Genomic DNA, 4644 nt, shown 5'->3' on the forward strand with positions numbered 1-4644 from the left:
TCTACAAGAGAGCAGAATGCTAAATATTTGATTACTAGATGTTTTTTTGTATATTTTAGTTCCGCAAAGACTTTGGTGGTTTCCTTTATCGGAATGGCTACACAAGAAGTGAATATTAAAGCGAATTTGAATATTGTATTAAAGTCTGATACAGAACAGCTTGAGGAAGTAATGGTTGTGGCGTACGGTACTGCCAAAAAGTCTTCGTTTACGGGATCTGCTGCTGTTGTTAAAAATGACAAAATAGAAAAAATGCAAACGTCTGATGTGACCAAAGCATTAGCGGGTGCAGTGTCGGGAGTCCAAATTACCACAGCTTCAGGTGCCCCTGGTTCTGGTACAAGTATTCGTGTACGTGGCCTTGGTTCTATTAACGCTTCCAGTGAACCTCTTATTGTTGTGGACGGTTCTCCTTTTGATGGAGATTTGAGTATGATTAATAGTCAAGATGTTGAATCTATGACTGTATTAAAAGATGCTGCTGCCAATGCATTATATGGTGCACGTGGTGCTAATGGTGTTGTCTTGATTACTACTAAAAGAGGTAAAATAGGTAAAGCTACTATAACCGTTGATGCTAAATGGGGATCTAATAGTCGTGGTGTACCTGAGTATGATGTAATGAGAGATCCTGCTACTTATTATACTACATATTGGCGAGAGTTGAAAGGAATGTATGAGGCTAATGGCGAGGCTAATCCCGGACAATTAGCTTCGAACGCTTTGATTACCGACAGTGGTAGTGGCTTGAGTTACAATGTTACGACTGTAGGTAATAACGAAGTGGTATTACCGGATGGAACATTTAATCCTAATGCTAGAATTAAATATGCGGATAATTGGGAAAAGGAAATGTTTCACAGCGGTTTACGACAAGAATATAACGTAAACATGAACGGGGCTAATGAAAAGACTAGTTATTATTTGTCATTTGGTTATTTGGATGATGAAGGTTATATTGTAAAATCCGGTTTTACACGTTACTCTGCCCGTTTGCGTTTGGAACACCAGTTTAACAAGAATATTAAGATGGGTGGTAATTTTGCTTATGTCAATACTTCTACTGTAGCCACTTCAGCTACAGAAGAACAAGACCAAACTGCTGGCACCAATATGTTCTACGTATCACGTACCATGGCTCCCATTTATCCTATCTACAAACGTGATGAAAATGGTAATTTTATGTATGATAGTCATGGTCGCATAGTGTATGATTATGGAGATACTCCGGGTATGCAGCGTCCTGTATCAGGAAATTCAAACGCATTAGGTAGTCAGAGTTTGGATGATCGTAAAAATGGAAAAGATTATTTCAGCGGAAACATGTTTGCCGAAATTTCCTTTTTGAAAGATTTTAAATTTACTTTCCGTGCCGGAATAGAAAACGATAATACTCGTCAAATGGTATTTCAAAATGGTGAATACGGACAGTTTACTGCACAAAACGGTATTGCAACTCATTATAGCACTCGCAATATGACTATTAATTTGCAGGAATTGCTTACATGGGAACGTACTTTTGGAGAGCATTCGGTAAATGTACTGCTTGGACATGAAACTTATCAGAATAAGTATGATTATTTATACGGATCAAAAAATAACTTTGCTTTGTGGGGGTCAACTTCATTGAATCATGCAGTGAGTAATCCGCAAGCTGGTTCTTATGTGACAGAATATACTACTGAAGGTTTCTTGGGACGTGTGGAATATAATTATAAGGATAGATATTACTTCTCGGGAAGTTATCGTCGTGATGCTTCTTCAGTATTTCATCCAGATTATCGTTGGGGGAATTTTTGGTCTGTAGGTGCTAGTTGGAGACTGAAAGAGGAAAATTTTTTGAAGGACGTTGAATGGTTAGATAACTTAAAGTTTAAAGTTAGCTATGGTTCGCAAGGTAATGACTACTTGTTGTTGAATGGGGTGCGTAACCGTTATGCTTATATGGATCAATTCAGTGTGAGCAACAATAACGGACAACCCGCAATTACTCAAACATATAAGGGTAATGATAAATTAAAGTGGGAAACTAACTATAATTTTAATACAGGTATTGAATTTAGCGTATTAAACGGACGTTTGAGTGGAGGCTTTGAATTTTTCTCCCGCTATGCAAAAGATTTGTTGTTTAACCGTCCTTTAGCAGCTAGTACCGGTTCTAATTCTTATCCGGATAATATTGGTGATATGCGCAATACCGGATTTGAAGTAGAATTAAGTGGGGACATTATTCGCACAAGTAAGATTAATTGGAATATTTCTGTTAATGCAACTACCTATAAAAACAAAATTTTGACTTTACCGGAAGAAAAAAGAGAGTCCGGTATTTGGAATGGTATTTTCAAAATGGTTGAAGGAGGTTCGTACTACGACTATTATATAAAAGAATGGGCTGGTGTAGATCCGGAAGACGGAAAGGCTATGTGGTATAAAGATGTTACTGATAAGAATGGAAATACGACTAAAGAAACAACTAAGACATATAGCGAGGCGACGGATTATAAAGCAGGTTGTGCCTTGCCTGATTTGTATGGTGGTATTAGTACTTCATTAAATGCTTATGGATTCGATTTTAGTATTGCACTTACTTATCAATTAGGAGGACAAGGCTATGATTATACCTATGCAACTTTGATGAATAGCGCTCAGGGTGCAGGAACAAATTATCATAATGATATTTTAAATGCTTGGACACCGGAAAATAAATATACTGATGTGCCAAAATTAAATGCAAAAGAAAGTAATAACAATTCTACTTCTACCCGTTTCTTGACTTCAACTTCGTATTTAAGTTTGCAAAATATTTCTGTAGGTTATACATTGCCGAAGAATTGGATTGCAAAATTGGGTTGCGAGAGCTTAAGAGTATATTTTGTGGCAGACAATGTAGCACTACTTTCTGCTCGTAAAGGTTATGACCCTCGTACAAATTGGAATGGCGAATCAAATTATAATTATTCGGCATTGCGTAGTATTTCTGGTGGTATAACAATGAAATTTTAATTGATAAAACAAGAAAGCATGAAAAAAATTTTAAAATATACGGCTTTTGCAGCCATGGTAGGATTGTTTAGCAGTTGTTCTGATAGTTTTTTTGAGGCTGAATCTGGTGATATCATTACTAGTGATCAGATGGATGAAGTTGATCCGGTGGCAGGTTTGAACGGTATGTATGCCTATTTGTATAAATTTGATACAATGGGATATGGTGATGAAGCTCAACATTACGATTATGGTTATCATCATATTTTGTTATGTTCGGATTTGTGGGGGCAGGACATGATTCAGTATAGTTCTAAATATGGATGGTATTATACTGATTATCAATTTAATCAGAATTCTAGAGCATACCAATATATTTCTACGTTCTATTTTTGGAACTATTTGTATAAATTAATAAAATCGGCTAATGACGTATTGAAAACAACTACAGATGATTCTAAAAAAGAAGATCGTGGACAGGCTTTAGGTATGCGTGCTTTTGCTTATTTGACTTTGGTACAGATGTATCAGCATACTTATGCAGGTCATGAAAATGCTCCTGCGGTACCTATTGTCCTAGAAACTACCGAGCCAGATGTATTGAGCAATAATCCTCGTGCAAGTGTAAAGGAGGTTTATGATTTGATTGAAAAAGATTTAGTGCAGGCACACAGTGATTTATCTTCATACCAACGTTTGAACAGCACTTATATCGACCAAACTGTGATTTCTGGTTTATTGGCACGTATGTATCTGTTAAAAGAAGATTGGACTAATGCTGCCAAATATGCTAAAGAGGCTCGTGCTTCTTATGGAGCACCTGCCGATAAGGCTGAATTGATAGATGAGGGTTATATCGATATGAACAAACATCATACTTGGATGTTTACCTCACATATTACAACGGATGCGGAGATTGTTCAGACAGGTATTGTTAACTTTATCTCCCACATCAGTTCTACCGCTTATGGTTATGTCACGGCTGGAGGAATGTTCAAGAATATTAGTTCTGAATTATACAGTAAAATAGCTGACAATGATATTCGTAAAGGATGGTTTGCGGATAAGGACTTTACTTATGAAGGAGGACCGATGGGAAGTGTAGCTTTACCTAAATATGCTAATTTGAAGTATATGTGGTATGATTTGGAAGGTAATAATTGCAACGATCTGTGTTATATGCGTGCTGAAGAGATGTGGTTGATTGAAGCAGAAGCTTTGGCTATGGGAGGTAATATTGCCGGTGGTAAATCATTATTAGAAGAATTTGTGAAAACCCGTCAACCGGATTATGTATGTGATGCAACAGATGCAAAAGGAATACAAGATGCCTGTTGGTTACAGCGTCGTATCGAATTTTGGGGTGAAGGCATTGCATGGTTCGATTTGAAACGCTTAAAGAAGCCTATTATTCGTAAATATGAAGGAACCAATCACAATTTGGATGCACAATACGATTTTCCGGCTGAAGATGATATCTTTAGAATTTTGATTCCAAGAAAAGAAATTCAAGATAATAATGGTATTGGCGAAGAGGATAATAATCCAATGCCTAATATTTAATAATTCTCATATTAACTTTTCTATAAAAGAAGGTGTGTCAAAATGCACACCTTCTGTTTTTTACGCACAAAGCCCCGACTTTCACAAGCTGGGGCTTTG

2 protein-coding genes are annotated in these 4644 nt (G+C 36.8%); both read left to right on the forward strand.

Annotation, left to right across the window (positions count from 1 at the left end; translation table 11 throughout):
- Window positions 1–27 precede the first annotated feature (27 nt).
- Window positions 28–3003, forward strand: a complete 2976-nt coding sequence (locus AB5062_RS22365; protein ID WP_151259803.1) for a TonB-dependent receptor — start codon at window positions 28–30, stop codon at window positions 3001–3003.
- A gap of 18 nt (window positions 3004–3021) precedes the next feature.
- The gene (locus AB5062_RS22370; protein ID WP_011965361.1) at window positions 3022–4545 is read left to right on the forward strand and encodes a RagB/SusD family nutrient uptake outer membrane protein; all 1524 of its coding nucleotides are present in this window, start codon (window positions 3022–3024) and stop codon (window positions 4543–4545) included.
- The last annotated feature ends 99 nt before the right edge of the window (window positions 4546–4644 follow it).

It is taken from the genome of Phocaeicola sp. RTP21359st1_B8_RTP21360_211022 (assembly GCF_040911965.1).
Lineage (GTDB): Bacteria > Bacteroidota > Bacteroidia > Bacteroidales > Bacteroidaceae > Phocaeicola > Phocaeicola vulgatus.

Excerpts from the sequence above, each read along its gene's own strand:
- AB5062_RS22370 (WP_011965361.1), top strand. The coding sequence starts at position 3,022 with ATGAAAAAAATTTTAAAATATACGGCTTTTGCAGCCATGGTAGGATTG.